We start from the raw sequence: 25,436 nt of genomic DNA, 5'->3' as shown, positions 1-25,436 counted from the left end.
GCATGAAACGCTGGTCCATTCCTTATGCCGTACTCGTGGGCGGCGCCATTGCCGGCGCGCTCGATATCACGTTCGCGATTTCCTTTGCCGTCTACAACGGGCTGACGCCGGAGCGCCTGCTGCAGGTCGTGGCCAGCGGATTGCTAGGCAGCGCGGCCTTCAGCGGCGGCGCGCTGACTGCGGCGATCGGATTGCTGTGCCACTTCGCGCTCAGCTTCGTGTGGATGGCGCTGTTCCTGCTGGCGGCCCGCCGCGCACCGGCGTTGACGGCCAGGCCGCTGCTGTCGGCAGCCTTGTTCGGAGCCCTGGTGTTCCTGGCGATGCGGCTGGTGGTATTGCCGCTGTCGGCCTTCCCCCGCCCCGTCACGTTCCAGCCGTTGTCGACGGTGCTGGACCTGCTGTCCCATATCTTCCTGTTCGGCCTGCCGATTGTGTGGGCCACGCGTAAAGCGCTGGACGACGCCGCGCTGGATGCCAGCGAAATGCTGTTCTCCTACGGCACCCTGCAACAGCCCGATGTCCAGAAGGCGACCTTTGGCCGCCTGCTATCCGGCCGCCCGGACAGTTTGCCCGCCTATCAGCTGGCCATGCTGGCGATCGACGATCCGGCAGTAGTCGAGACCAGCGGCAAGACGCATCACCCCATCGTCTCGCACACCGGCTCGCCCACTGACGCAGTCACGGGCTCGGTGCTGGCGATCACCGCGGAGGAGTTGCGGAATTCGGACCGCTACGAAGTGGCGGCCTACCGTCGCCAGCGCGTGAGGCTGGCTTCGGGCACGCTGGCCTGGGCCTATGTGGATGCGCGGGACGCGCCCACAAGCACCGCGCAATAAAAAAGGGGCAGCCAAATCGGCTGCCCCTTTTAGTTTGCGCAAGCTACGCTACGATCAGATCGCGTCGATTGCCGCGTTGAAGGTGGCGCTTGGACGCATGGCCGCTTCGGTCTTGGCTGGATCAGGGTAGTAGTAACCACCGATATCGGTTGCCTTGCCTTGCACCGCGTTCAGCTCGGCGACGATCTTGGCTTCGTTGTCGGCCAGGCTTTTCGCCAGCGGCGCGAAGTAGGCTTTCAGTTCAGCGTCGTCGTTCTGCGCAGCCAGCGCCTGTGCCCAGTACAGCGACAGGTAGAAGTGGCTGCCACGGTTGTCCAGCTCGCCGGTGCGTGGCGATGGCGACTTGTTGTTGTCCAGCAGCTTGCCGGTGGCTTCGTCCAGCGTCTTGGCCAGCAGTTTGGCTTTCGCGTTGCCGGTCTTGATGCCCATGTCTTCCAGCGATACCGCCAGCGCCAGGAACTCGCCCAGCGAATCCCAACGCAGGTGGTTCTCTTCCACCAGCTGCTTGACGTGTTTCGGAGCCGAACCGCCGGCGCCGGTTTCGTACATGCCGCCGCCCGCCATCAGCGGAACGATGGACAGCATCTTGGCGCTGGTGCCCAGTTCCAGGATCGGGAACAGGTCGGTCAGGTAGTCGCGCAGGATGTTGCCGGTCACGGAGATGGTGTCCAGACCGCGCGATGCGCGTTCCAGCGTGTAGCGCATGGCGCGCACTTGCGACATGATCTGGATGTCCAGGCCCTTGGTGTCGTGGTCCTTCAGGTAGACCTGGACCTTCTTGATGACTTCGTTCTCGTGCGGACGGTACGGGTCCAGCCAGAACACGGCAGGCATGCCGGAGTTGCGGGCGCGGGTGACGGCCAGCTTGACCCAGTCGCGGATCGGTGCGTCCTTGACCTGGCACATGCGCCAGATGTCGCCTGCTTCCACTACCTGGGTCAGCAGCACTTCGCCGGTGGCCAGGTCGGTGATGTTGGCGACGCCGCCTTCAGCCACTTCGAAGGTCTTGTCGTGCGAGCCGTATTCTTCGGCTTGCTGAGCCATCAGGCCGACGTTAGGCACGGTGCCCATGGTCTTCGGATCGAAGTTGCCATGCCATTTGCAGAAGTTGATCATCTCCTGGTAGATGCGGGCGAAAGTCGATTCCGGCATGACAGCCTTGACATCCTTCGGACGGCCGTCGGCGCCCCACATTTTGCCGCCGATGCGGATCATGGCCGGCATCGATGCGTCGACGATGATGTCGTTCGGCGAGTGGAAGTTGGTGATGCCCTTGGCCGAATCGACCATGGCCAGTTCCGGACGGTGCTCGTGGCAGGCGTGCAGATCCTTGAGGACTTCGTCCTTCTTGGAGGCCGGCAGGGTTTCGATTTTCTCGTACAGGTTGGCCATGCCGTTGTTGACGTTCACGCCCAGTTCATCGAACAGCGCGGCGTGCTTGGCGAAAGCTTCCTTGTAGAAGATGCGGACGCAGTGGCCGAACACGATCGGGTGCGACACCTTCATCATGGTCGCCTTGACGTGCAGCGAGAACATCACGCCGGTCTTGAACGCGTCGTCGATTTCCTTCTCGTAGAACTCCAGCAGCGCTTTTTTGCTCATGAACATGCTGTCGATGATCTCGCCGGCTTGCAGCGAAACTTTCGGTTTCAGCACGATGGTCTTGCCCGAGGCGGTGATCAGTTCCATCTTGACATCGCGCGCCTGGGTCAGCGTCAGCGATTTTTCGCCATGGTAGAAGTCGCCGTGGTGCATGTGCGAAACGTGGGTGCGGGAAGCCTGGCTCCACTCGCCCATCGAATGCGGATTCTTGCGGGCGAACTCTTTGACGGCCTTGGGCGCGCGGCGGTCCGAGTTGCCTTCGCGCAGGACCGGGTTGACGGCGCTGCCGATGCACTTGCCGAAGCGGGCTTTGAGCGCCTTGTCTTCGTCGCTTTTCGCGTCTTCCGGGTAGTCCGGCAGCTTGTAGCCGCGGCTTTGCAGCTCGCGCACGCAGGCAACCAGCTGCGAGACCGATGCCGAAATATTCGGCAGCTTGATGATGTTGGTGTCCGCGAGCTGGGTCAGTGCGCCCAGTTCGGCCAGGGTATTTGGCACTTTTTGCTCGTCGGTCAGGTATTCGGGGAACTCGGCCAGCACCCGTGCCGCCACCGAAATATCGCTGGAGGTCACGTCTACGCCAGCCGAGGCGGCGAATTTGCGGACGATAGGCAGCAGCGAATAGGTCGCCAGCATAGGCGCTTCATCGGTCAGCGTGTAGATGATTTTAGTTTTCTGTGTTGCCATGTTCATTCCATGTCATGCGGGCGATACCCGCCGATTGAATTTCTCCGTTTCGGGATGTAAGACGGTTTGTCGTAATCCGGCAACGGGCCCAAACAGCATTTTAGACCTGTTGGCCGCCCCTGCACAGGGGCGGATTCTGCGTAGGAGGCCATTTGAGCCGAATAAATGCAAAAACGCCATGTACTTGGCTTGCCTGGCGGCATCCATCCGAGCCAAAAAGTTTCAGAGATTGCCATCAACACATATTTCTTTGTTGCACTCACGCCGAAAGTGACTATCGGAGAGTTTCCAAGCGACCTCAGCCTACTAAGATCATGACAGCGTTCTACCCAAATCTCATTTGGATATTCGGAATGCACATAAGGCCTTAAGGAGGCGATATGAAATTTCAGAATTGGACGATAGCAAACAGGCTGGGCTTAGGTTTCGGCATGGGGGCTATGTTTCTGCTGGTGATCATTGGCCTGGCCCTGAGCAGCATGCGCCAGATCCAGGACCGCCTGGACGAGATCACCAAGGTCAACGACGTGGAAACCAAGCTGGCCCAGCTCATGGACCTGACCGTGACCGAGCGCGCGCTGGCCATGCGCAACCTCATCCTGCTCAAGGAAGACAAGGAAATCCAGATCGAGGTCAAGCGCATCGCCGAGCAGCAGAAGAAATACGCGGCGGCGCAGGACCAGCTGGGCCAGATGTTCGCCAAGCTGAGCGCCACCTCGGCCGAGGAAAAGGAATTGCTGGAGCAGATCCGCAAGCAGGCCGAGCTGGCCGCGCCCTTCATCGAACGCGCCGCCGCGCTGGCGCTGGAACAGAAACAGGACGAGGCCTACAAGCTGCTGCGCTATGAATTCCGGCCGGTGCAGAAACGCTGGTGGGAATTGCTGCGCAAGCTGATCGCGGTCGAGGAAAAACAAAACGCCGAAGCGGCCGACGCCGCCGAAGTCGCCTACGCCCAGGCCCGCACGGTGATGCTGATCATCGGCTCGCTGGCATTGCTGACCAGCGTGGTGGCGGCCTGGCTGATCACCCGCGGCGTGACCCGCCAGCTGGGCTGCGAACCGGCCGAGGCGGCCGAAATCGCCGGCCAGATCGCCGCCGGCAACCTGACCGTGCGCGTGGAACCCAAGCCCAACGACCAGCACAGCCTGCTGTTCGCCATGCGCTCCATGCGCGACAGCCTGGCGCGCATCGTCAACCAGGTGCACGCCAGCACCGAGACCATCGCCGCCGCCGCCGGCCAGATCGCCTCCGGCAACCTGGACCTGTCCTCGCGCACCGAACAGCAGGCCAGCACGCTGGAGGAAACCGCCTCGTCGATGGAAGAGCTGACCAGCACCGTGCGCCTCAATACCGACCATGCCCGCCAGGCCAACGGCCTGGCCGAATCGGCCTCCGACGTCGCCGCCAAGGGTGGCGCGGTGGTGGCGCAGGTGGTCGACACCATGGCCGCCATCGATGTCTCGGCGCGCAAGATCGTCGACATCATCGCCGTCATCGACGGCATCGCCTTCCAGACCAACATCCTGGCGCTGAACGCCGCGGTGGAAGCGGCCCGCGCCGGCGAACAGGGCCGCGGCTTCGCGGTCGTCGCCACCGAGGTGCGCAACCTGGCGCAGCGCTCGGCCGCCGCCGCCAAGGAAATCAAGGACTTGATCGGCGATTCGGTCGACAAGGTCCAGGCCGGCAACCGCCTGGTCGAACAGGCCGGCACCACCATGCACGACGTGGTCTCCAGCGTCAGGCGCGTGACCGACATCATGTCCGAGATCATGCAGGCCAGCCAGGAGCAATCGTCGGGCATCGAGCAGATCAACACCGCCGTCACCCAGATGGACGACGTCACCCAGCAGAACGCCGCGCTGGTGGAGGAAGCGGCAGCGGCCGCCCATGCGATGCAGGACCAGGTCAACAGCTTGAACGACCTGGTCAGCGTGTTCCGCACCGAGGCCCAGTCCGGCGCGGCGCGGCCCGCGCTGCAGCGGGTGGCGGTGGCCGTGCCGTCCGGCCTGAAGCGCGCCCCCGCGCTGCCGGCGGCCAGCCGCGCGCGCGGCGAGGCCAGGGCCCCCGCGCAGGAATGGGAACAGTTCTGATCTGGAGAAATCATCATGGGAAAAATGGACAAACTCGACAGCCCTGTCCTGGCCGGCGCCCCGCATATCTTCTGGCACGGCAGCCAGGTCACGGCTGAAGCGCGCCGCCGCCAGGCCGGGCAGCAGGCGGCGACGCTCTGGCTCACGGGCCTGAGCGGCGCCGGCAAGTCGACGCTGGCCTGCGCGCTGGAAAACCGGCTGGTGGCAGCCGGCCGTCCGGCCTATGTGCTGGACGGCGACAACCTGCGCCACCACCTGAACAGCGACCTCGGCTTCTCCCCCGCCGACCGCCAGGAAAACATCCGCCGCAGCGCCGAAGTGGCCCGGCTGATGAACGATGCCGGCCTGTTCGTCATCTGCGCCTTCATCTCGCCGCTGCGCCAGGACCGCGAAATGGCCCGCCGCCTGATCGGCGCCGACAACTTCATCGAAGTCCATGTCAGCACCTCGCGCAAGCTGTGCGAGGCGCGCGATCCCAAGGGCCTGTACAAGAAGGCGCGCGCCGGCTTGATACCGGAGTTCACCGGCATCACCGCGCCCTACGAGGCGCCGCTGGCGCCGGCGCTGTCGCTGGACACCGGCGCGCTGTCGCTGAACTCCGCATGCGAGCTGCTGTACCAGCAACTGTCGCGCCGCTTCGTCTGATGCCATGGCTGCCGCGCTGCACTACGATGTCTTCAACGGCGACGCCGACGGCATCTTCGCGCTGCACCAGCTGCGCCTGCACACGCCGCGCCGCGCCCGGCTGGTAAGCGGCGTCAAGCGCGACACCGGCCTGCTGCAACGGCTGCCGGACGACGCCGTCGCCGGCCAGGTCACGGTGCTCGACATCTCGCTCGACAGCAACGCCGCCGCGCTGCGCCGCCTGCTCGACGGCGGCGCCGAGGTCGAGTATTTCGACCACCATTCGGCCGACTGCGCCTTCGCCCATCCACGGCTGCGCCTGCATTGCGACGGCGCCCCCGACGTCTGCACCAGCATCCTGGTCGACCGCCACCTGCACGGCCGCCACCGGCCATGGGCGGTGGCGGCGGCCTTCGGCGACAACCTGGCCGGCGCGGCGCGGCAGCTGGCGCATGGCATCGGGCTGGACGAGGGCGCGGTGGCGGCGCTGGCGCAGCTGGGCCAGGTGGTCAACTACAATGCCTACGGCGAATGCGAGCAGGACTTGCACATGGCGCCGGCCGCGCTGTACCGCGCGCTCGGCGGCCACGACAGCCCGTTCGACTTCATCGCCGCCAGCGACGCCTACCGCGCGCTGTGCGCCGGCTACCGCGACGACTGCGCGCTGATGCAGGGCCTGCGTCCGCACGCCGAGCTGGCCGGCGGCGCGGTCTACATCCTGCCCGCCAGCGCGTGGGCGCGGCGCATCAGCGGCGTGCTGGCCAACCGGCTGGCGGCCGCGCACGGCGGCGCCTCGTTCGCCGTGCTCAACGAGCGCGGCGACGGCTCCTACCTGGTCAGCGTGCGCTCCGGCGCCCCGCTGACCTTGAGCGCCTGCGGCTTCTGCCAGCAGTTCGAGGGCGGCGGCGGACGCAAGGCGGCGGCCGGCATCAACCATCTTCCGGCGGCCGGTGCCGATCATGCCCAGTGACCAAGCACTGCCGCTGGCCACGCTGGCCCTGCTGTTCCTGCGCATAGGCTGCACCAGCGTCGGCGGCTTCATGGCCATGGTGGCGGTGACGCAGCACGTCATCGTCGAACGCCATCGCCTGCTGCCGGAATCGGACCTGCTGGACGGCCTGGCGCTGGCCTCCATCCTGCCCGGACCGGTGGCGATCAATGTCGTGGCCTACACCGGCTACCGGCTGCGCGGCGTCAGCGGCGCCGCCGTCGCCATCCTGTGCGCGGTGCTGCCGGCCTTTATCTGCATCGTGCTGCTCGGCTCCCTGTATTTCCGCTTCGGCAGCATGGACACGCTGCGGCCGCTGTTCCTCGGCATCACGCCGGCCATCGTCGCCGTGGTGCTGGCCGCCGGCTGCCGGCTGTGGTCGGCGGCGGTGCACGACTGGCGCCAGGCCGCGCTCGGCATCGGCGCGGCGCTGGCGCTGACCGCCCTGCCCGGCCTGCCGACCACGCTGGCCCTGATGGCCGTGGCCGCCGTCGTCGGCTGCACCGACCGCCGCCCGGCCTTGCTGGCGGCCGCCGCTGCGGCCACCGCCACCGCCACCGCAGCCAATGCGGCGACGGCGGCCCCGGCCGCATCCGCCGCGCTGCGCCACGAGTTGCCGCTGGCCCTGGCCGCCGGCCTGCTGCCGCTGAGCGGCATGATCGCCTTCAGCGCCAAGGCCGGCCTGCTGCTGCAACTGGCCGCCGTGTTCGCCGGCATGAGCCTGCTGACCTTCGGCGGCGGCTACGTCTTCATCCCGCTGCTGCAGCACACCGTGGTCGACACCTACGGCTGGCTGGCGCCGCGCCAGTTCGTCGACGCCCTGGCGCTGACCCAGCTCAGCCCCGGCCCGGTGATGATCAGCTCCGCCTTCGTCGGCCTCAAGGTGGCCGGACTGGCCGGCGCCATCGCCGCCAGCGCCGGCATGTTCCTGCCCAGCGCCGTGCTGATGATCGCCGCCAGCGGCGCCATGCAGCGCATCCGCGGCTCGGCCAGGGTCCAGGCGGCGCTGCGCGGCGTGCGCGCGACGCTGGCGGGCATGGTGTTTTCCGCCGCCTTCACCCTGGCCGGGCTGGTGCAGCCGGGCTGGGCGGCGGTGCTGATCTGCGCGCTGGCGCTGTGGGCGCTGGCGCGCTGGCATATCGATGCCGCCTGGGTCGTGCTGTGCGCGGCGCTGGCCGGCTGGCTGGTTTTCTGAGGAGAGTTGAAATGAGCACTACCGTATCGCCCGGCGGCCCGCAGCGGCCGCGTCCCGTGATGATGATACCGCTGCGCCGCTGCGGCAGTCACGCGCTGCGCCTGCGGCTGAACCTGTCGCCGCAATTCTATTCGCCCTACCCGCTGCACATCGTCGACCTGGTGCCGCTGCTGCCGCTGTACGGCGACCTGCGCGACGACCGCGCCTACTTCAACCTGGTGGTCGACGTGGTCGGCCTGCAGGCTGTGAGCATGGTCAAATGGCCGGACATGGTGTTCGACCCGGTCGAGCTGTTCGAAACCCTGCGCGACCAGCCGCGCAGCGTGCACCGCGTGGTGTGGGAACTGCTGCTGCGCGCCGGCGAGCGCCAGGGCGCCGGCGTGGTGATGGACAAGTCGCTCGACAGCGTGCACTACGCGCCGGAGCTGATGCGGCTGTATCCGGACATGTTGTTCGTCAACGTGGTGCGCGATCCGCGCGCACAGGTGGCGTCGATGAACAAGGCCATCATCCACGAATTCGACACCCTGCTCAATGCCCAGGCCTGGCTGGCCGCCCACCAGGCGGCGGACCAGGTCATGCGGCAATGGCCGGAGCGGGTGCTGACGATACGCTATGAAGACTTCCTGTCGCGCCAGCAGGCCACGCTGGAGGCGCTGTGCCGCTTCCTGGGCATAGCCTTCCTGCCGCAGATGCTGGACGTGGCCGCCTCGCGGGAAGCGCGCCAGCTGGCGCAGATGTCGGCGCTGTGGTCGTCCAACTGCTATCCGCCGATCGCCGCCAACATCGACAAGTTCAAGCAGCAGCTGTCGCTGGCGGAGATCGAGCTGATCGAGACGCTGGCCGGCGGCTATATGGACCGCTACGGCTACACCCGCCTGACCGCTGGCAACGCCGGCGGCCTGACGGCGCTGCACGAGCTGGCCGCCAGCCGTTCCAGCGCCGGCCGCGCGCAAGCCTGGTGCGACCTGGAGCACAGCAATTTCCGCGACTACGCGCTGCGCCGCAGCCGCGCCGACTATCTGGCCCAGCTGCGCGCGCGCCTGCAGGTGCAGGCGGCCGGCCGCGACGGCATGGCGACGCTGGACCGCCTGGACCCGGTCGCGTTCGAGGTCAGCGATTAAGCAGCGACCAAGCGGCGACCAAGCGGCGGCCCGGCCTAGGCCAGCTGCCCGCTGCACTTGGCCAGCGCCAGCCGCAGCTCGCGGATCTTGGGCGGCTTGCTGAGCACCTGGTCGACATGCACCGGCGCGTCGCCGCTGTCGGGGATCAGGCGCTGGCCCCAGCCGGTCAGCAGGATGACCGGCACGGCCGGCGCCACCCGCTTGACGGTCTCGGCCACCTTGCGGCCGTCGACATACGGCATGCCGAGGTCGGTGATGACGACCTCGTAGCGGCGCCCGGCCGCCTCGGCCTCGCTGAACAGGTCGATGCCGGCCTGGCCGCCGTCCGCCTTCGTCACCTGGTGGCCATCGAGCTTGAGGATGTTCTCCAGCGAAGCGAGCACGGTGGGATCGTCGTCGACGATCAGGATACGCAGCCCCGGCCCCGGCACGTACGACGGCATCACCGGCACGCCGGTATCGGACACCACCGCCACCGGGAAATACATCTGCACCGCCGTGCCCTGGCCCAGCTCGGAGACGATGGCGATGCGGGCCGAATGCCGTTCCGTCATGCCGTAGACGGTGGCCAGGCCCAGGCCGGTGCCGCGCTCGCCCTTGGTGGTGAAGAACGGTTCCAGGCAGCGCCGCTGGGTCGCCTCGTCCATGCCGGTGCCGCTGTCGGCCACCTCGACCTGCACGTAGGGGCCGGAGCCGTCGTCCATCTGCTCGGCGTAGCGGGTGCGCAGCGTCACCGCGCCGCCGTCGGGCATGGCGTCGACCGCGTTGAAGATCAGGTTGGTCAAGGCTTCGCGGATCTCGCCCTCGACCCCGAGGATGGGCGGCAGGTCCTCGGCCAGGTCCTGGCGCATCTCGATGACGATGCCGCGCTGCTGCGGCATGTCCGACCAGCGCGCGCGGGTCAGGTCGACCACGTGCTGGATCATCAGGTTGACGTTGACGGTGCTGTGCGTCAGCTGCGGCTCGCGCTGGCGGTAGAATTCCCGCATGCGCGCCACGGTCGAGGCCACGTCGTCGATGGCGCGCTCGATCACCTGCAGGCAGGAGCGGCCGTTCTCGCTCAGGCCGTGCTCGGTTTCCAGCAGCGATTCGGCGTACAGGCCGATCGGCGAGATGGCGTTGTTGATGTCGTGCGCGATGCCGCTGGCCATCTGCCCCAGCGCCCGCAGGCGCTCCTGTTTGGTCACCTGCACCTGGCTCTGGTGCAGGTCGTCGTAGGCTTGCTGCAGCGCGCCGTACAGCCTGGCCTGGTTGGCCGCCAGCGCCACGTGCTCGCTGAGCTGGCGCAGGAATTCGCAGTCGGTGCTGGAGAAGTCGCTGCTGGCCGAGCGGGCGACGATCAGCACGCCGAACACGGTGCTCTCGGCCAGCAGCGGCGCCAGCACCATCGAGCGCATGCCGGCCTTGGCCAGGCGCTGCGGGAAGGGGAAGTCGACCGCGCGCACATCCGGCTCGTACACCAGCTGTCCGCGCACGCAGCGCGACAGGCCGTTCTGGTCGATGCCGATCTGCGCGCCGTCGCCCATCGCCATCGTCTGCGCCAGCGAACGGCTGCGCAGGCCGACGCAGCTGACCTCCAGCGCGCTGCCGTCGTACATGCAGATGGCGCCGAAATCGATGGGCAGCTGGTCTTCCAGGCAGCGTATCACCACCTGGAAGATGCTGGGCAAGTCCTGGCGGTCGCCGATCGAGCGGGTGATCTGGTGCAGCAGGCTCATGCGCGCCAGCTGGGCCACCACCTTGCGCTCGGCCGCCAGCCGTTCCGACACCTCGGTCTGCAAGGCCACGTTGGCGTGTATCAGTTCGTCGCGCGAGACCGTGGTCTGGCGCAGCCGGTCCACCATGCGGTCGAAGGAGCGCGCCAGGCTGCCGATCTCGTCGTCGGCGCGCGCATCGAGCACGAAGTCCAGGCTGCCCGCGCCCACCACCTCGGTGGCCTGGTGCAGCCGCGACAGCGGCTTGGTAACGCTGCGCACCGTCAACCCCATGGCGCCGATCACCACCACCAGCACCAGCCCGCCCAGCAGCGCGCCGGAGGCGACCAGGTTGGCCTGCGCCGACAAGATATTGGCCCGGCTCAGGCGGGCCATGTCCTCGGCGTCCGACATCATGGACTGGGCGCGGTTGATCATCAGCCCGGACAAGCGCGCCTCCAGTTCCTGCAGGATCACGCGCCGTTCCGGCTGGCGCGCCAGCTCGCCCTGCAGGCCCTGCAGCTCGACGAACAGGCTTTTCAGCGACTGGTGGCGCTCGCGGATATCGTGCAGCAGCTCCAGCTCGGCCTCGCCGGCGAAATCGCTGTCGCCGGCGATCACCGCCTGCAAGGAGCTGTGCCGCTGCAGCCACTGCGCCCGGGTGCGGGTCTGGTGGTACAGCACATATTCCAGCGACAGGTAGCGCAGCGCGGCGGCGCCGCGCAGCACCTCGCCGCTGACCGCCGCCTTGGAGATCTCCTGGCGCATCTGCTGCGTGGTGCGGGCGAACACCACCGCCATCACCGCCAGCAGGAGGATGCAGATGATTTGCGCCAGCTTGAGGCGGGTGGAGATCTTCACGCGCGGCCCCTAGTAGATGATGGTCACTTCGCCCGGCAGCACGGTCTTGAGGCCGTCCAGGTAGACATGGTCGAGGAAGTTGGGCACCTCGCGCGCCTTGGTCAGCCCGCCCTTGATCGCCCAGCGCGACTGGTCTTCCAGCACCAGCAGCAGGCTCTGGTCCAGCGCCAGTCCGAAATGATGGGCGGGCCAGGCCGCCAGCATCGCCGCCTGCCCCTTGGGCGACAGCTTGGGAAAGAACGCCACGGCGGCGGCCGGATTCTGGATGCAGAAACGCTCGCCCTGGTCCAGCGCCAGCAACAGCCGGACCATGGTCTGCGGATGCTGCTGTATGTAGCCCGACAGCGCCACCATGTTGTAGATGCTCTCGTAGACATCGGCGCCGCTGAAGCGGATGGCGTTGGCCCCCAGGCTTTCCTCGGCCGCCGCCAGGAAGGGATCCCAGCCGCTGATGGCGTCGACCAGGCCGTCGGCCAGCGCCTGCGCCAGGGCATCGGGCGGGTAGTTCACCAGATCGACGTCGTGGCTGTCCAGCCGCTGGCGGTTGAGGAACACGTCCAGCGTGAAGTGGCCGGAAGTGGCCAGCGTGACGCCGATGCGCTTGCCCTTCAGGTCGGCGGGCTTGGCGATGCCGCGGTCGCGCCGCGCCACCAGGCCGTGGTCGCTGCCGGTGCGGAAGATGGTGCTGACCACCTTCACCGGCGCGGCCTCCATGGCGAAGAACATGATGGGAATATCGGCCACGGTCGCCATGTCCGCCCGGTTGGCGACGACGGCCTGCAACGCCCCCCTGCCGCTGGTGTAGGGCTGGAGCTGCACCGTCAGCTGCTGGCCGGCGAAATAGCCCTGGGCCTGGGCCGCCAGCACCGGGCAGGCGCCGACATACTCGGTGTTGGTGGCAATGACGATGGAGACCGGCGCCGCCTGCGGCTTGGCGCCCGGACGCAAGGCCAGCCACAGGCAAACGCCGGCAACGAAGACGGCGACGGCAAGCAGCAACAGGGCCTTGAAATCCAGACGTTTCATGCAGACTCCTGCGAAGGATGGTGGTCAGGTGGCGTGGTGCATCGTCGAGCGTGCTCCGGCGGCGGTGGCCGCGGTGTTAGTCAGCGGCAGTTCTATGCGGAAGGTGCTGCCCTCGCCCGGCTTGCTGTCGACGCCGATGGAGCCGCGCATGGCCTCGACCAGGCGCTTGGTGATGGTCAGCCCCAGCCCCGTCCCCTCCTCGTCGGATTCGTCGAGCCCGGCGCGGCCGAACGGCACGAAGATGGTTTGCAACTGTTCGGCCGTCAGGCCGATGCCGCTGTCGCTGATGGCGATGCTGGCGTAGCCGCGCTGGCCGACATGGCAGTCGACGCTGACGCTGCCCTGCGGACGGTTGTACTTGATGGCGTTGGAAAACAGGTTCACCAGGATCTGCTTGAGCCGCATGCGGTCCACGCTCAGCTCGAACCGGCAATCGGCCGGCAGCAGCAGCGCGATGCGGCGCTTCTCGGCCAGCGGCGCCACCAGCGCATGGACTTCGCGCAGCACCTCGTCCAGCATGACCGCCTCCAGCACCAGCGACACCTTGCCGGCCTCGATCTTGGACAAGTCCAGCATTTCGTTGACCAGCGACAGCAGGTGCTTGCCGGACGAGACGATGTTCTGGGAAAAGCGCTGGCGCTCGCCCTCGCCCTTGGGGAAGCGGTCGCTGGCCAGTATCTGGGCGAAGCCGAGAATGCTGTTGAGCGGCGTGCGCAGCTCGTGGCTCATATTCGACAGGAAGGCGGACTTTTCGTGGTTGGTGCGTTCGGCTTCCTTGCGCGCCGCCTCCAGAAACAGGTTCACCCGGCCCAGCTCGTCGATGCGGTCGCGCAGCGCCGCCTCCAGCTTGACGTTTTGCTGGCGCAGCTGGCGCGATTCCAGCGCCCGCGCCAGCACCGGCAGCAGGGTGGCGGCCTTGAAGGGTTTGATGATGTAGTCGAAGGCGCCGATCTTCATCGCCTTGACGGCGGTGTCGACCGTGCCGGCGCCGGTCATGATGATGCAGGCGATGCCGGGGTCGAGCGCGCGCGCCGCTTCGATCAGGGCCAGCCCGTCCATGCCGGGCATGTTCATATCGGTCAGCAGCAGGTCGTAGGCCTGGCCGCGCAGGTGGGCCAGCGCCGCTTCGCCGGTGGTAAAGCCCGCGGCGTCCAGATCGTGCTGCCCCAGGATGTCGCACAAGGCTTTCAGATGCACAGCCTGATCGTCCACGACCATAATACGCGAACGCGGGACAAGCTCGGACATAGCGCCTCCATCAACCATTGTTGGGCTAATTCATTATGCCAAGTTTTGCCGCCACAAAACTCACCAATACTATCCGTCGTGCACACGCTCGGCGCCGCGCGGCGTCTTGCCGAACATCATGCGCTGATAGCGGAAGGCATCGCGGATATTGTCGCGCAGCGCATGGTCGTCCCAGGGCTTGGTGTAGAAGCGGTAGATCTCGCCGCGGTTGATGGCGTTGAGCACCGCCTCCACCTCGATATAGCCCGACAGGATGATGCGCACGGTCTCGGGATACAGGTCTTTCACGCGGCTGAGGAATTCGGTGCCGTTCATGCCCGCCATGCGCTGGTCGCTGACCACCACCTGCACCGGGTGGCTGGCCAGCAGGTCGAAGGCTTCGGCGGCGGTGTTGGCGCGCAGCAGGCGGTAGCCGTCCGGGCGCAGCAAGCGGGTCAGCGCGGCCATGATCGCGGGCTCGTCGTCCAGCATCAGCAGGGTCTGCTGTTCGCCGGGCACCTCGTCGGACGGCAGGGCCAGGCAGCGCTCCTCGCGCAGCAGCGCGCCGAAGTCGTCGGGCGGCAGCGGCTTGCTGAACAGATAGCCCTGCATCTCGTCGCACAGGTGGTGGCGCAGGTAGGCCAGCTGCGGCGCCGTCTCCACGCCCTCGGCGATGACGCGGAAACCCAGGCTCTGGCCCAGCGCGATGACGGAGCGGACGATGGCGGCCACCTTGGGTTCGGCCAGCATCTCGCGCACGAAGGACTGGTCGATCTTCAGGTAGTCGACCGGGAACAGCTTCAGGTAGGCCAGGCTGGAGTAGCCGGTGCCGAAATCGTCGATCGACAGCGCGATGCCCATCTGCTTGAGGCCCTTGACCACGGCCACCGCGCCTTCGACGTTGTGCATCACCAGGCTTTCGGTCAGTTCCAGCTCCAGGTAGCGCGCGTCGAGGCCGCTGTCGGACAGCGCGGCCTGGACTTCCCGGCTCAGGTCCGGATCGCGGAACTGGCGGGCCGACACATTGACCGCCACCCGCAGCGGCATCAGCCCGGCCTGCTGCCACGCGGCGTTCTGGAAGCAGGCGCTGCGCAGCACCCAGCGGCCGATCTCCACGATCAGCCCGGTTTCCTCGGCGACGCCGATGAAGCGCGCCGGCGACACCATGCCCATGCCGGGATGCTGCCAGCGCACCAGCGCCTCCATGCCGACCACGGCGCCGGTGCGCAAATCCAGCTTGGGCTGGTAGTGCAGCCGCAGCTCGTCGCGCGCCAGCGCATGCCGCAGCTCGGCCTCGATCATGGCGCGCTCGCTGATGCGGCTGTGCATGGCCGCCTCGTAGAACTGCAGCTGGTTGCGGCCGGCCTCCTTGGCGCGGTACATGGCGATGTCGGCGTGCTTGAGCAACTGGTGCGGCTCGCCGCCGTCCAGCGGGTAGACGCTGACGCCGATGCTGCACGTGACCGTCAGCATCTGTCCGGCCAGGTCCATCGGCGCGGCGATGGTTTCCTGCACCTGCTGCAGCAGCGCCGAGGCCGGCGACTCCGGCGAGTCCGACAGCAGCAGCAGGAATTCGTCGCCGCCCAGCCGGGCCACGGTGTCGCTGTCGTCCAGGCAGGCGCGCAGGCGCACCCCGACCGTGCACAGCAGCTCGTCGCCGGCCTGGTGGCCCAGGCTGTCGTTGACCAGCTTGAAATTGTCGAGGTCGATGAACACCACCCACAGGTGATGGCCGTAGCGCTCGGCATAGCCGATGGCCTGCGCCATGCGGTCGCCGAACAGCGCCCGGTTCGGCAGGCCGGTCAGCGGATCGTGGTTGGCCTGGTGCTCCAGCTGCACCTGGTAGTTGATCGACTCCGTCATGTCGGTCAGCACGCACACGTGGTGGCTGGGCGGGCCGTCGACGGCGGGCACCGGCGCCACATGCAGCCGCGCCCACAGCAGGTGGCCGTCGCGGTGGACGATGCGCAAGGTCATCGTCAATTCGTGCGCACCGCTCAGCGCCGCGCGCAAGGCGTCGCGGTCGCCGCTTTCCTGCTCCAGCAGCATGTCCAGGCTGCGGCCCGCCGCCTCCGCCTCGGTGTAGCCGAACAGCCGCGTGAAAGCCGGGTTGGCGTAGTCGATCAGCTCGCCGGCCGGGCCGTGGGCGGTGATCACCACCGCGTTGTCGCTGGCCTCCAGCGCGCGCTGGCGCAGCTGCAAGGTCTGCTCGGCCTGCTTGCGCGCGGTGATGTCCTCGATCGTGCCCAGCACGCCGATGATGTTGCCGCGCTGGTCGTGGAAAGGCAGCTTGTTGATCAGGTACCAGAGCACGCGGCCGTCGCGCTGCGCCAGATGGTCTTCGACGTTGAGGCGTGCCCGGCCGGTGGCGACGATGTCGCGGTCGTCGGCGCGTATCGCCTCGGCGTTGTGGCGCCACGGGAAATCGTCGTCGCTCTTGCCGACCACCTCCTCGTTCGCCGTCAGGCCGGCGGCGGCGGCGAACACCGCATTGCAGCCGCGGTACTTGCCGTCCAAATCCTTCCAGAAGATCTGGTGGGGGATGTGGTTGATGACCAGCTGCTTGAGCTCGCGCGACGCGTACAGCGCCGCCTCCATGCGCAGCTGCCCGGTCACGTCATGCGCCACCACAAAGCGCGCCTGGCGGCCGGCGATGGTGACGGAATGGGAAGAGATCTGGACTTCGATGCGGCTGCCGTCGGCCTTGAGATGCGTCCAGTTGCCGGCCTTCTCCGCGCCTTTGAGCGGCGCGGCCGCCAGATTGCGTTCCAGCGCGGGAATGTGCTCGGCCGGACGGATGTTCTTGATGGTCATCTGCATGAACTGCGCCTCCGTGTAGCCGTAGTGCGCGACGGCGGCGGCGTTGACGACCAGGAAGCGCAGCGTCTGCAAATCGTAGACCCACATCGGCTGCGGATGGTCCTGGAACAGCCGCTTGAAGCGCAGCAGCGATTCGTAGACGTCGTAGTGGCTCAGGTCGTAGGCCAGGCACAGGAAGCGCGCCGGCAGCTGTTCCGTTGCAGGCTGCAACTCGATGGATTGCGTCACGGGATGGAGGCTGCCGTCGGCGCCGCGCAGCTCCAGCTCGCCGTGCCAGCAGCCATGTTCGCGCGCGGCCGGCAGCGCCGTTTCCTGCAGCACCAGCCCGGCCCAGTCGGCATACAGCCGTGCCGCCGGTTCGCCCGAACCGCCGGCGCCCAGGCGCTGGCGGGCGTACAGATTCAAGGCCGCCAGGCGGCCGTCCAGCGTCACTGTCAAGACGAAATACGGACACTGGTCGTAGCTCGGTTGCGGATCGATGGGCTCCACTGCATGCTGCCACGCACCGGCGCCCGAAGGCATGGCATGGCTGCGTGCTGCGGTAACTAGAGGATCAAATTCCATGATCAAGTCAGCGTCGCTTGACGCCCCGGAAACTTCGTCGATCCATCTTAGCAGAAGCCAATAAAGCGGCGCGCACCGTTTTCAGCAGTGCGCCCGCCCCCCGCGCTTACTCCGCGCGGTCGTACGAAAACTGGATGCCGGCGGTGCCGCCGGTGGACACGAACAGGTCGATGAAGGCCGGCACCGTTTCGGTGCGTTTCCAGTCGCGCTGCAGTTCGCAGAACAGCTGCACGGTGCTGATCAGCTTGCCGCCCGCCTGCTCGATGCGGCGCAGCGCCATCTCGTGCGCGGCCACCGAGGTGCCGCCGACGGCGTCGGCCACCACATACACTTCATAGCCGGCCTTGAGGGCGTCCAGCGCCGGGAAGGTCAGGCAGGCTTCGGTCCACAGCGCGGTCATGATCAGTTTCTTGCGGCCGGTGGCTTCCACCGCCTGGCGGAATTCCACGTCTTCCCACGAGTTGATGGTGGTGCGGTCGATGGTCGGGTAGTCGCCCAGCACCTTGCGCAGCTGCGGGATGGGCGGCTTGTTCAGGCCGGTCTTGACGTTGACGGTCGAGTGGATGATGGGCAGGCCGTAGGCCACGGCGGCCTTCGAGGTGCCGACGATGTTGTTGATCAGCAGTTGCCGGTCCATCGAGGCAATCGAGTTCACCTGGACAGGCTGGTAGTCAATGATGACAAAGGCGCTGTTCTGCGGCGTCAGCAGATGGTCGGTGGCGGGATCGCGGATGGTTTCGCTGGTCATGGGGTACTCCTTTGGTTGAAAAAACAAGACTGAGCACATGGTAAATCCTTAACATAATTCTCGGAAGTAACATAAAATGCCGTCAGTGTTCTCCAATTGGAACAATAAGCCATCATGGATTTAAACGATTTATATTATTTTGTAAAAGTGGTCGAACACGGCGGCTTCACGCAGGCAGGCCGCGCGTTGAATATGCCGAAGTCCAAGCTCAGCCGGCGCATCGCGGCGCTGGAGGCCGAGCACAATGTGCGCCTGTTGCAGCGGACCACGCGGCACTTCTCGGTGACGGCGATGGGGCAGGAATTCTACGAGCGCTGCGTCGCCGTGCTGGTGGAGGCGCAGGCGGCGCGCGAGGTGATGCAGCGCGAACACTCGGAGCCGCAGGGCATCATCCGCATGAGCTGCCCCACCGCCCTGCTCGACTATCGCATCGGCGACCTGGTGGCGCGCTTCATGGCCGAGTATCCCAAGGTGCAGGTCCACCTCGACGCCACCAACCGCCGCGTCGACGTGCTGGGCGAGGGTTTGGACCTGGCCTTGCGGGTGCGCTTTCCGCCGCTGGAGAATGTGGACCTGGTGATGCGCGTGCTGTCGTCCAGCCCGCAGCGGCTGGTGGCCAGCCCGGGCCTGCTGGACGGCTTGTTCGCCGGCCGCGCGCGCCCCACCGTTCCGGCCGATCTTGACGACCTGCCCAGCCTGGACTGGGGACCGTCGCGCGACCATGTGTGGCAGCTCGACGGCCCCGACGGCGTGGAGGCGCAGGTGCGGCACCGCCCCCGCTACATCACCGACGACATGACGGCGCTGCGCCAGGCGGCCCTGCGCGGCACCGGTCTCGTGCAGCTGCCCTACATGGTGGTGCAGGACGACCTGCAGCAGGGACGGCTGGTCGAGGCGCTGCCGGGATGGGCGCCGAAAGGCGGCATCATCCACGCGGTGTTCCCGTCGCGCCGGGGGCTGCTGCCCGGCATACGGCTGCTGATCGACTATCTGGCCGAGCACATCATCAAGGAGTGAGCGCCCTAGTCGGCGATCTTCTTCACCTCGATCGATTGCAACCATTTGACGTGGCGCGGGCCGCTGCGGATATCCTTGCTGGAGACCATGGCGATGCGGCCCTCGTCGTCGCCGAGCGGCTGGCCATCTTTTTCGAAGTAGACCAGCACGCCCTCGCCCACCGGCGAGTTGAACAGCTCGGACCATGAGAACACCACCTTGTAGCCATCGCTGGCGGTGGCGATGACGACCATCTTCTTGACGTCATTGTGATCGCGCGACACCACCACGGCCTGCTCCAGCAGTTCGCGCAGGCGCACGCCCTTCAGGTTTTCCAGCTGGCCGAGTTTGGCGCCGCTCTGGCACACCATCGGCAGCTCGCCCAGCTTCTGCGGCGGCAGCTTGCGCAAGTCCGCCACGTTGAGATTGAGCGCGTGCTCCACCGCGCCCGTCACGGCCAGGCGGGTGGTGACGTACTTGGCGGTGTCGCCATCGGTGGGGTGCGCGGCCGCGTGCACGGCGGCACCCAGCGCGAGCGTGAAGATCAGCCTGCGTAACAGATAGCCCATCGTTATTTCCTTTGCTTAGTATTGATAATTGACGTTGCCGAACCACTGGCGTCCGGCGCTGGGGAAGCCGTCGGCCAGCGAATAATTCCGGTCGCGCAGATTGCTCACGCCCGCCGCCAGCGCGACGCCGCGCACCGGACGATAGACCGCCTTCAGGTTCAGCGTGGCGTAGCCGGCAAGCTGCACCGTATCCGAGGCCCAGCGGCTGCTGTTGCGCTCGGCGATGGCGATGAGGTCGATGTCGTCGCGTGGGTGCAGCATGGCTTGTGCGGTCAGTTTTTGCTGCGGCACGTCGGTTAGCTTGGTCGTTGGCGAACTCAGGTTCCTCAGCTCGGTGTAGGTGTAGTTGGCCGCCAGCTCGACCGCGCTGCCCAGCTTGCCGCGCGCATCGAGTTCGATGCCCGACGAGCGCACCCTGCCGATATTGCGCATCTGCGATTTGATGCCGGAGACGTTGGCCACCGCCTGGATCTTGTCGCCGATCTCGCTGTAGAAGTAGGCGGCCTGCAACTGACCATCTTTCCAGGGCTGGCCCTGGTAGCCGATCTCATAGTTGCGCGCAGACTCGGGCCGCAGCGCCGGGTTCTCGATGTAGGTGCCCAGGCGTTGCGAGTAGCGGTCCTTCAGCGTCGGCAGGCGCGACTTGTGGGCGATGGTGGCGTACAGCCGCGCGCTGGCGGACAAGTCTTCGAACAGGCCGGCCTGCCAGTCGTGCGCCGTCTTCGTATCCGGCAGCGTGTAGGGATTGCCGGCGCTGTACACGGTCTGCGGCCGCAACTGGTGGCGCCCCGCGCCCAGCGACAGCATGGTCGATGGGCGCAGCTGGACATTGTCCTCCAGCGCCAGCGACGCCAGCGCATCCTTGAAGATGGCGTTGGTGGCGCCGGCGCCGTCGAGTTCGACGTGCTTGTCCACCTTGTAGTGGGCGATCAGGCGCAGCGTGTTGATCGCCGCCTGCTGCGCTTCGAGTTCCATCGATGCGCCGCTGGTCCAGTCGCTGTAGATGCTGCGGCCCGTGCCCAGGCTGCCCGCGCCGGAGGTCTTGAGCGTGGTGTAGCTGCCGTTGGTGTAGCTGTCGACCTCGTTGCCGTAGTTGTCGTGATAGGCGCGCACCTTCAGCGCCGCGCCGCCGCCGAGCGCGGTGCGCGAGATGAAGTACATGCTTTCCTTGTCCCAGTACGGCCACTGCCAGTAGCGCGCGGTGGCCGGATCGGTCGATGGCGGCTGGCCTTTGCTGCCGTGCTGCTGGTAGTAGCTCAGCGCGTACTCGTCGCCCGCGCGCGGCGTCACGCCCAGCTTCAGCGACACCTTGCTGTCGCGCCGGTAAGCGTTGTTGCGGGCGCCGCCGTCCTCGGTGGCCGTGGGGCGAAAATCGGACGACAGCGGGAAGTTGTCGCTCTGGTCGTAGGAAGCGCCGGCCTGCACATACCAGATGCCCTGCTTGCTGCCGACGTTGGCCGAAGCCTGGCGTCCGTGGCCGCTGGCCCAGCCGAGCGCCGCGTCGCCTTCGAGGGCGGCCGTGGGCTTGCGCGAGATGAGGTTGATGGCGCCGCCCAGCGCGTTCGGCCCGTACGCCATCGAGCTGAAGCCTTTGGCCACTTGGATGCTGGCCAGGTCGGCGGTGCTGAAGCGGGCGAAGTCGACATAGCCGTCGTACGGTACGTAGACCGGCACGCCGTCGATATACAGCGGCACCTGGCGCGCATCGAAGCCGCGCACGGCGATGGTTTTTTCATTGCGCGAGTTGGTCGACAGCGTGACGCCCGACAGCAGGTTGAGCGCATCGCCCACATTGTCGCGATTGAACTGGCGCATCTCCTTGCGGCCGATGACGGAGGCCACCTGTTCCTTGCCGATTTCGCCCACCTGATCGAGCGTGCCGGTGACGACCACGGTGCCCAGTTCGAACGGCCGGGCCTCGCCGCCCTGTTGAGCCGCCGCACTGCCGCCGGCCCCCAGCGCCAGCACTGCCGACGCCATCAACGTCAGCCGACGGCCGCGCTTTTCCTTCTGTTCCATATAACTTCCCCATGTAAAAAAACCTTAGCCCCGGACCTTAATGGGTACCGGGGCATAGCGCAATATAGTTGACTATATAGCGATTATCGCAACAAAAAGGGTTTTATGGGATAAGCAAGAAGGAGTAGGTACCGCCATTCATCGACGAAATGGCGGCGATACTTTACGCGGCGAGTGCGGCTTCCGTCAGCGCGGCCACGGCCTTGACCAGTTGGCTGTTCAGTTCCTCGTGCTTGAGCACGCCGCGTTCGAGATCGAAGTTGTCATGGAAGCTGGGGATGGAAAGGCTGGCTTTGACGTGGCCGCCAAAGAACGGCGCGGAGCCGGTCGCTGCTGCCAGCACGCTGGCGCCGCCACGGGCGCCCGGCGAAGTGGACAGGAGAACCAGCGGCTTGTTCTGAAACACCTTGGGCTCGATGCGCGAGCACCAGTCGAACAGGTTTTTAAAGGCTGCGCTATACGAGCCATTATGTTCGGCGAACGAAATCAGCAAGGCGTCGGACGCCGCGATTTTTTGCAGAAAAGCCTTGGCCAATTCAGGATGGCCCAACGCCGCTTCCCTGTCGATGCTGAACAGCGGCATTTCGTAATCGTTTAAATCCAGTACTTCGACCTCCGCACCTTCCACCAGACCGGCCGCGTAAGTCACTAATTTTTTATTGATCGATTTACTGCTATTGCTCGCTGCGAATGCCAATAACTTCATATTCCGCCTAAATTCTGAAGCATAGCAAAAATATGATTTTTTGATCAATGTTTTTCAGTCCGGCCGCCTCCGCGAAGAAGACGGCCGGATCGTCAGCGCCGCTTACTTGAAGCTGTAGTCCAGGCTGACATACACGTAGCGGCCGCGCGGATCGCCCCAGCTATCGTTGTAGCCCAGCGAGGAGCCCGGATCGAAAGCCGGATCGCGGTTGAACACATTGTTGGCGCCAACGCGTATCACCGCGTTCTTGATGCCCGAATAGGCCAGCGATGCGTCCAGCGTGGCGATGGCGGGAATCCGCCGTCCCTTGGCATAGAAGTCATACCATTGGTTCTGCACGGCCGACGGCGAGCGATCCACCTTGGTGCCGGCCACGTATTTGACGATGCCGGTGCCGCTCCACACGCCCTGGTCCCAGTTCACGCCCACGTTCGCCAGCACGCGCGGATTGCCGTACTCGCCGGCATCGCACGAGGTGTTGTTCGGGCAGTTGATGTAGACGTTATCGGCCAACAGCACCGTGTCGTAACGCAGCGTGTAGTTGGCTTCGCCAAACACCTTGATGCGGCCCAGCTTTTCGGTGCGGAAGGTGTAGGACGCGTCCAGGTCGATGCCCGAGGTATGCGTCTGGAAGCGGTTGACCCAGCCGGTCTTGATGTTGGACAGCTCACCGCGCAAAGGCCCCAGCCGCGCCTTGTCGGCCGCCGACAGCGTCTCGTAGGCCGCGATATCGTCGGCGGTGACATCCTTACGCGTCACGTGCGACTTGTAGGCGCCGTCTTCGTTATCGAGCACCGTCGTGGTATCGAGGATGTCGATCTTGTTTTTCCACTTGATGTCGTAATAGGTCAGGCCGATGTTCAAGTCCTTGATCGGCTCGATGACAAAGCCGATGTTGTACTGGTTCGATTTCTCCGGCTGCAGATCCTTGGTGCCGACGTTGGACGCCTTGACCTGGCGGGTGCAGTAGGAATCGAAATACACATCGCCCTCGACGCAGCGGTGCGGATCCTTGGTCTGGTAGAAGGCGTCGCGGCCCTGGCTGAAGCGCTGCGGCAGCGACGGCGCCACCATGCCGGTGCTGTAGTTCGCGCGCAGCATGATCTCCCTGCTCGGCTTCCATTTCACGCCGAGCTTGGGATTGGTGGTGGCGCCGGCCAGCTCATATTTGTCGTGGCGCACGGCGGCCTGTGCCTCCAGCGTTTTCAGCAACGGCAAGCTCAGCTCCGCATACACGGCCGACAATTTTTCCGAACCGGAGATCGACGGCAGCACCGCGTACTGGCCCAGCAAGCCTTGCTGCCAATCCTGCGACGGCGTGTACGACAGCGAATTCTTGCGCAGCTCGGAGCCCACCGACACGCCGACCTTCCCGCCCGGCAGTTCGCCGAATTCGGTCGCGGCCTGCACTTTGATGGAATCGGTCTTGCTGCGGGTCTTGACGAACATCTCGCCCGACAGTTCGCGGATCAGCGCATCCGAATTCTTGTTGACGCCGAAGGGATTGAAGCGTCCGTCGTCGACCGCCTGGTTCAACTCCTCCAGCTTGTAGGCGCCCAGCGTATCGGTGCGGCCGCGCTCCTCGCCGTGCGACAGCGTCGCCGACCAGTCCCAGCCGGCCATCTCGCCCTTGAGACCGGTCAGCAGCCAGAGGTTGTCGACGTTGGTCTTGATGCCGCCTTCATAGACCGGAAAATCGCGCCGTATCGTCACCGGCTTGCCATAGGTGTTGAAGGGATTCGAGGCCGGGATGACCAGGTTGTTGCGCGCGCGGTTCTGCAGCCACGACGACTGGCCGACGATGCGCTTGTCGAAGTTGGTGTAGAAGGCGTTGGCGAACAGCGTCAGGTCCGGCGCGATGTCCCAGTTCAGCGCGGCCGTCGCACCGGCGCGGCGCGACGGCTTGACCAGGTCGGTGAATTCGGCCGTCGCGGCCAGGCAGCCGTTGCGGGTCGGCGAAGGGAACCATTCGGCGCCGCTTGGATAAGGCAGCTTGGAGCCGGCCGGGCATTCCGGGTCGGCGAAGCGGTTGCCGCCGATCGACAGCGTGCCGGGATCGGTGCCGTGGGCGCCGTACACATTGGCGTACTGCAGGCCGCCGCTGGCGCCGAAGTCGATGTGGTTGGCCCAGTCGCGGTCGGTGCCCTTGATGCGCTTGGTGTCCTCGTACATGGCCGCGTAGGTCAGGTTGAATTTCTGCGTGGCGCGGTCGCCGTAGCCGCCGGCCACCGACAGTTTGCGCACATCGCCGCCGCCCAGCGTGGTGGTGCCGTAGCTGGTGCTCAGGTCCACGCCCTGGTAATTCTGGCGCATGATGAAGTTGATCACGCCGCCCACCGCATCGGTGCCGTAGATCGCCGAGGCGCCGTCCTTGAGCACCTCGATGCGCTCGATCGCCGCCAGCGGCAGCATGTTCAAGTCCACCGAGGTGAAGCCGTTGGAGTCGTCCGAGCCGGACACCGGCAGGCGGTTGCCGTTCAACAGGATCAGCGTCGGCATGCCGCGCAGGCTGGCCGTGGTGGCGCCGTTGCGGAAGTCGTTGCCGCCGCCGAAATCGCGGCCGTTGCCGCCGACCGAAGGCAGGTTGCGCAACACGTCGAGCACCGAAGTCGCGCCGGAACGCTTGATGTCTTCCTTGGTGATCATGGTCATCGGCGACACGCCCTCCTGGGCGATGCGCTTGATATTACTGCCGGTGATTTCCACCCGCTCCATCTTGGCGTCGGGCTTGATCGCCTCCGCTTGCTCCTGCGCCTGCGCCAGCGCCACGGCGTTGGCCGACAACAAGGCCAGCGCAAACTTTACCCAGCGTACAGCTATTTTTTCCTGAAACATATTACTCGTCTCCTGGTAATGACGTCCCCCATCGCGTGTGCGGGATCGTTGTCATGAAACTGCCGGTTTACTTCGAAAGCCTGCTTCAACAGAGGCTATCGAATCGGCACCAAGCTTACGTGGGTCGGCTGAGTACGTCTTGGCACGGTTAGCGCCAAAGATGGACGAAATCGGCACAACCGCGCGATCCCGGCATACCGAAATGAATATGGCTCCCGAAGGAGCCAT

At 66.0% G+C, this 25,436-nt stretch carries 17 protein-coding genes; 7 read left to right on the top strand and 10 right to left on the bottom strand.

What is annotated here, in order from left to right; genetic code table 11:
- The first annotated feature begins 2 nt into the window (after positions 1-2).
- Positions 3-836, top strand: coding sequence for a gamma-glutamylcyclotransferase (locus tag GEV01_RS31415; RefSeq protein WP_328595468.1), 834 nt, complete (start codon positions 3-5; stop codon positions 834-836).
- A 54-nt stretch (positions 837-890) separates the two neighbouring features.
- On the opposite strand, the gene GEV01_RS09295 is transcribed toward GEV01_RS31415, so the two are convergent.
- Complete coding sequence (locus tag GEV01_RS09295; protein ID WP_152803596.1) at positions 891-3,122, bottom strand: NADP-dependent isocitrate dehydrogenase; 2,232 nt, start codon at positions 3,120-3,122, stop codon at positions 891-893.
- 380 nt (positions 3,123-3,502) lie between these two features.
- Between GEV01_RS09295 and GEV01_RS09290 the strand changes: the two genes are divergently transcribed.
- Genes GEV01_RS09290 through GEV01_RS09270 form a run of 5 tightly spaced genes read left to right on the top strand, consistent with a single transcriptional unit; the run spans position 3,503 to position 9,143 of the window.
- Entirely contained in the window at positions 3,503-5,212 is a 1,710-nt protein-coding gene (locus GEV01_RS09290; RefSeq protein ID WP_152803594.1) for a methyl-accepting chemotaxis protein, read from the top strand.
- A 15-nt stretch (positions 5,213-5,227) separates the two neighbouring features.
- Positions 5,228-5,857, top strand: a complete 630-nt coding sequence (cysC, locus tag GEV01_RS09285) for an adenylyl-sulfate kinase (protein ID WP_152803591.1) — start codon at positions 5,228-5,230, stop codon at positions 5,855-5,857.
- Between the two features lie 4 nt (positions 5,858-5,861).
- Complete coding sequence (locus tag GEV01_RS09280) at positions 5,862-6,806, top strand: hypothetical protein (RefSeq protein WP_152803589.1); 945 nt, start codon at positions 5,862-5,864, stop codon at positions 6,804-6,806.
- On the top strand, positions 6,796-8,019 hold the full coding sequence (gene chrA / locus GEV01_RS09275) for a chromate efflux transporter (protein ID WP_152803587.1): 1,224 nt from the start codon (positions 6,796-6,798) through the stop codon (positions 8,017-8,019). Before GEV01_RS09280 ends, chrA begins: the two co-directional genes overlap by 11 nt.
- An 11-nt stretch (positions 8,020-8,030) precedes the next feature.
- On the top strand, positions 8,031-9,143 hold the full coding sequence (locus GEV01_RS09270) for a sulfotransferase family protein (protein ID WP_152803585.1): 1,113 nt from the start codon (positions 8,031-8,033) through the stop codon (positions 9,141-9,143).
- Positions 9,144-9,178: 35 nt separating this feature from the next.
- On the opposite strand, the gene GEV01_RS09265 is transcribed toward GEV01_RS09270, so the two are convergent.
- The 5 genes from GEV01_RS09265 to GEV01_RS09245 all read right to left on the bottom strand — a co-directional run bounded on the left by GEV01_RS09265 (position 9,179) and on the right by GEV01_RS09245 (position 18,083).
- Positions 9,179-11,698, bottom strand: coding sequence for an ATP-binding protein (locus GEV01_RS09265; protein WP_328595467.1), 2,520 nt, complete (start codon positions 11,696-11,698; stop codon positions 9,179-9,181).
- A 9-nt stretch (positions 11,699-11,707) separates the two neighbouring features.
- Positions 11,708-12,724, bottom strand: coding sequence for an ABC transporter substrate-binding protein (locus GEV01_RS09260; RefSeq protein ID WP_152803583.1), 1,017 nt, complete (start codon positions 12,722-12,724; stop codon positions 11,708-11,710).
- Between the two features lie 24 nt (positions 12,725-12,748).
- Positions 12,749-13,972, bottom strand: coding sequence for a hybrid sensor histidine kinase/response regulator (locus tag GEV01_RS09255; RefSeq protein ID WP_152803581.1), 1,224 nt, complete (start codon positions 13,970-13,972; stop codon positions 12,749-12,751).
- Positions 13,973-14,041: 69 nt separating this feature from the next.
- Positions 14,042-17,293: an EAL domain-containing protein gene (locus GEV01_RS09250; RefSeq protein WP_152803579.1), complete on the bottom strand. Its 3,252-nt coding sequence runs from the start codon at positions 17,291-17,293 to the stop codon at positions 14,042-14,044.
- A 148-nt stretch (positions 17,294-17,441) separates the two neighbouring features.
- On the bottom strand, positions 17,442-18,083 hold the full coding sequence (locus GEV01_RS09245; RefSeq protein ID WP_152803577.1) for a hydrolase: 642 nt from the start codon (positions 18,081-18,083) through the stop codon (positions 17,442-17,444).
- A 111-nt stretch (positions 18,084-18,194) separates the two neighbouring features.
- Here GEV01_RS09245 and GEV01_RS09240 point away from each other — a divergent pair, with 111 nt between their 5' ends.
- Entirely contained in the window at positions 18,195-19,100 is a 906-nt protein-coding gene (locus GEV01_RS09240; RefSeq protein WP_328595484.1) for a LysR substrate-binding domain-containing protein, read from the top strand.
- Between the two features lie 5 nt (positions 19,101-19,105).
- On the opposite strand, the gene GEV01_RS09235 is transcribed toward GEV01_RS09240, so the two are convergent.
- From GEV01_RS09235 to GEV01_RS09220, 4 genes are all read right to left on the bottom strand, one after another.
- Positions 19,106-19,648 carry a molybdopterin-dependent oxidoreductase gene (locus GEV01_RS09235; protein WP_152803573.1) on the bottom strand — a complete coding sequence of 181 codons (543 nt, stop codon included), beginning with the start codon at positions 19,646-19,648 and terminating at the stop codon, positions 19,106-19,108.
- A 15-nt stretch (positions 19,649-19,663) separates the two neighbouring features.
- Entirely contained in the window at positions 19,664-21,667 is a 2,004-nt protein-coding gene (locus tag GEV01_RS09230; protein WP_152803571.1) for a TonB-dependent receptor plug domain-containing protein, read from the bottom strand.
- Positions 21,668-21,830: 163 nt separating this feature from the next.
- Complete coding sequence (locus tag GEV01_RS09225) at positions 21,831-22,421, bottom strand: NADPH-dependent FMN reductase (protein WP_235914289.1); 591 nt, start codon at positions 22,419-22,421, stop codon at positions 21,831-21,833.
- A 54-nt stretch (positions 22,422-22,475) separates the two neighbouring features.
- Positions 22,476-25,208 (bottom strand): TonB-dependent receptor, encoded by a 2,733-nt coding sequence (locus GEV01_RS09220; RefSeq protein WP_152803569.1) that lies wholly within the window; start codon positions 25,206-25,208, stop codon positions 22,476-22,478.
- Positions 25,209-25,436 lie beyond the last annotated feature (228 nt).

This window comes from Rugamonas rivuli (assembly GCF_009380165.1).
Taxonomy (GTDB): domain Bacteria; phylum Pseudomonadota; class Gammaproteobacteria; order Burkholderiales; family Burkholderiaceae_D; genus Rugamonas; species Rugamonas rivuli.
Note: the sequence above shows the minus strand (reverse complement) of the source record. Positions and strands in the feature narration are given on the sequence as shown.